Origin of the sequence: Serratia sp. (in: enterobacteria), assembly GCF_046715635.1 — a bacterium.
Taxonomy (GTDB): Bacteria; Pseudomonadota; Gammaproteobacteria; order Enterobacterales; family Enterobacteriaceae; genus Chania.
Map to the genome: position 1 here is coordinate 1 of NZ_JBKJYW010000304.1, position 3300 is coordinate 3300.

5 protein-coding genes and 1 other annotated feature are annotated in these 3300 nt (G+C 57.0%); of the genes, 4 read left to right on the forward strand and 1 reads right to left on the reverse strand.

What is annotated here, in order from left to right; translation table 11 throughout:
* The coding region (locus ACLQ7H_RS15760) for an NAD(P)-binding domain-containing protein (protein ID WP_411753493.1) at positions 1 to 110 on the reverse strand (110 nt) is incomplete at its 3' end.
* 283 nt (positions 111 to 393) lie between these two features.
* Between ACLQ7H_RS15760 and hisL the strand changes: the two genes are divergently transcribed.
* The 4 genes from hisL to ACLQ7H_RS15780 all read left to right on the forward strand — a co-directional run.
* Entirely contained in the window at positions 394 to 441 is a 48-nt protein-coding gene (gene hisL, locus ACLQ7H_RS15765; RefSeq protein WP_100396937.1) for a his operon leader peptide, read from the forward strand.
* Positions 417 to 552 (forward strand) — a sequence feature (His leader region). (Overlaps the previous gene by 25 nt.)
* 70 nt (positions 553 to 622) lie before the next feature.
* On the forward strand, positions 623 to 1522 hold the full coding sequence (hisG, locus tag ACLQ7H_RS15770; RefSeq protein WP_411753490.1) for an ATP phosphoribosyltransferase: 900 nt from the start codon (positions 623 to 625) through the stop codon (positions 1520 to 1522).
* Positions 1523 to 1526: 4 nt separating this feature from the next.
* The gene (hisD, locus tag ACLQ7H_RS15775; protein ID WP_411753491.1) at positions 1527 to 2834 is read left to right on the forward strand and encodes a histidinol dehydrogenase; all 1308 of its coding nucleotides are present in this window, start codon (positions 1527 to 1529) and stop codon (positions 2832 to 2834) included.
* Positions 2831 to 3300, forward strand: a 470-nt coding sequence (locus tag ACLQ7H_RS15780; RefSeq protein WP_411753492.1) for an aminotransferase class I/II-fold pyridoxal phosphate-dependent enzyme, incomplete at its 3' end; no start/stop codon positions are given. The genes hisD and ACLQ7H_RS15780, both read left to right, overlap by 4 nt.

Genomic DNA, 3300 nt, shown 5'->3' on the forward strand with positions numbered 1-3300 from the left:
ACCCCATCCGGCGTAGTTTTACTGCCAACCACTTCATACCCGTGGCCCATTAACGATAAAGCCAGCGGCATCCCTAACCAACCCAAACCCACAATGGCGACTTTTCTCATCAGCATGCCCCCTAAGAATCGACTAACAAGCCCAACTTCACCGTTGCAGAAGGCCACCAGCCACACCGCAGGCGAGAGTGAGATACCCCCCTAGGCTACGCCACCGCGCTGGTGGTTACAATCGGTTAACCTTAACGTTGGGTAAACCGCGTACGGCTAATAACTCGGGCGCATTCAATAAATTAAATTCATAACCACAAAAAAGGGTTGCATGTTATACAACGGATAGTTTAGCTTAATTAGCACCTCAGCACTGGCTGACCCAATTTTAAAGAGAAATGACATGACTCGCGTTCAGTTCAACCACCATCATCACCATCATCCTGACTAGTCTTTCAGGCGATGTGTGCTGGAAGACGATTCTCGAATCTTCCAGTGGCGCGTAGAACGAACTAAACGCAAGAAAGAGCCCTCGGAAGATATCTTCCGAGGGTTTTTTTTTGGCTCCGGACAGACAGAAAATATAATTTTAATAACAAATTCATAAAATTACAGATTAAACAGAGGTTACTATGTTGGATAAAACACGTTTACGTATCGCCATGCAGAAATCAGGCCGCCTGAGCGAAGAGTCTCAGGAATTGCTGGCCCGCTGTGGCATCAAGATTAACCTGCAACAGCAACGCCTGATTGCCTTCGCCGAGAATATGCCAATCGACATCCTGCGCGTGCGTGATGACGATATCCCTGGCCTGGTGATGGATGGCGTGGTGGATCTGGGCATCATCGGTGAGAACGTGCTGGAAGAGGAAATGCTCAACCGCCGTGCTCAGGGCGAAGACCCGCGTTACTTCACGCTGCGCCGCCTGGATTTCGGGGGTTGCCGCCTGTCGCTGGCCACCTCGTTGGATAGCGAATACTCCGGCCCGCAAAGCCTGCAAGACTCCCGCATCGCCACCTCTTACCCGCACCTGCTCAAGCAATACCTGGACAAACAAGGCGTACGTTTTAAATCCTGCCTGCTGAACGGCTCGGTGGAAGTGGCACCACGCGCAGGCTTGGCAGACGCTATCTGTGACCTGGTGTCTACCGGCGCAACCCTGGAAGCCAATGGCCTACGTGAAGTGGAAGTGATTTACCGCTCCAAAGCCTGCCTGATCCAGCGTGACGGCGAAATGCCGGAAGCCAAACAACAGTTGATCGACCGCCTGATGACCCGTATCCAAGGCGTGATCCAGGCGCGTGAATCCAAGTACATCATGCTGCACGCGCCAAGCGAACGCCTGGATGAAATCGTCGCGCTGCTGCCGGGTGCCGAACGCCCTACCATTCTGCCGCTGGCAGGCTCTCAGAACCGCGTAGCGATGCACATGGTCAGCAGTGAGACCCTGTTCTGGGAAACCATGGAAAAACTGAAGGCCCTGGGTGCCAGCTCCATTCTGGTGCTGCCAATTGAGAAGATGATGGAGTAACGCCATGTCAAACTTCAATACCGTCGTCAATTGGGCCAGTTGCAGCGCGGAGCAGCGGGCGGAGTTGCTGATGCGCCCGGCCATTTCCGCCTCGGATAGCATCACCCGCACGGTGCGTGAAATCCTCGACAACGTGAAAACCAACGGTGACAGCGCATTACGTGAGTACAGCGCCAAATTTGATAAAACCGAAGTCGCGGCATTACGCGTGACAGCAGAGCAGATTGACCAAGCCTGTGCTCGCCTAGGCGATGAGATCAAGCAGGCGATGGCCGTAGCCGTCGCCAACGTGGAAACCTTCCACAATGCGCAACAACTGCCAACGGTGGACGTTGAAACCCTGCCCGGCGTACGTTGCCAGCAGGTGACCCGGCCAATCGATTCGGTGGGTCTGTATATCCCTGGTGGCTCCGCCCCGCTGTTCTCTACGGTATTGATGTTGGCGACCCCGGCACGCATTGCCGGTTGCCGCCGCGTAGTGCTGTGTTCACCGCCGCCAATTGCCGATGAAATCCTGTATGCCGCCAAACTCTGTGGCGTGCAGGAAGTGTTCCAGGTCGGTGGCGCGCAGGCGATTGCCGCCATGGCGTTTGGCACGGATTCGGTGCCACGGGTGGCTAAAATCTTCGGGCCGGGCAACGCCTTTGTGACCGAAGCCAAACGTCAGATCAGCCAACGGTTGGATGGTGCGGCCATCGATATGCCTGCTGGCCCTTCCGAGGTATTGGTGATCGCCGACAGCGGCGCCACCCCGGCGTTTGTCGCTTCCGATCTGCTGTCCCAGGCCGAGCATGGCCCGGATTCACAGGTCATTCTGTTAACACCGGATGCTGAGATGGCCGAAGCGGTCGCCGTTGCGGTTGAGCAACAGTTGGCACAACTGCCACGGGCAGAAACCGCTCGCCAAGCTCTGGCCAGCAGCCGCCTGATTGTCGCAAAGGACTTGGCCGAGTGTGTCGCTATCAGCAACCAATACGGCCCTGAGCACCTGATTATTCAGACCCGCAGCGCGCGCGATCTGGTAGACAGCATCACCAGCGCCGGTTCGGTGTTCCTCGGTGACTGGTCACCGGAATCTGCCGGGGATTATGCCTCCGGCACCAACCACGTGTTGCCAACCTATGGTTATACCGCTACCTGCTCTAGCCTGGGGCTGGCGGATTTCCAAAAGCGCATGACGGTGCAGGAACTGACGCCGCAAGGCTTCATGACCCTGGCCCCGACCATTGAAATCCTGGCTGCCGCCGAACAGTTGGTCGCCCACAAAAACGCCGTGACCCTGCGCGTAGCCGCACTGAAGGAGCAAGCATGAGCATCGAAGAATTAGCACGCAACAACGTGCGCGAGCTGACCCCGTATCAGTCGGCTCGCCGCCTGGGTGGCAAGGGTGATGTCTGGCTGAACGCCAACGAATACCCGGTTGCGCCAGAGTTCCAACTGACCGCCCAGACCTTCAACCGCTACCCGGAATGCCAACCCGCGCTGGTGATTGAGCGTTACGCCGACTACGCCGGGGTGAATAAAGAGCAGGTGTTGGTCAGCCGTGGCGCAGATGAAGGCATCGAACTGCTGATCCGCGCCTTTTGCGAGCCGGGTAAAGACGCCATCCTGTTCTGCCCACCGACTTACGGCATGTACGCCGTCAGCGCCGAGACGTTTGGCGTAGAGCGCCGCACGGTCGCCGCCAAAGAAGACTGGCAGCTCGATCTGCCTGCCATTGCCGCCAGCCTGGATAACGTCAAACTGATCTACGCCTGCAGCCCGAATAACCCGACCGG

Coding starts and splice junctions, on each gene's coding strand:
- hisD (WP_411753491.1), top strand. CDS start 1,527: ATGTCAAACTTCAATACCGTCGTCAATTGGGCCAGTTGCAGCGCGGAG.
- hisG (WP_411753490.1), top strand. CDS start 623: ATGTTGGATAAAACACGTTTACGTATCGCCATGCAGAAATCAGGCCGC.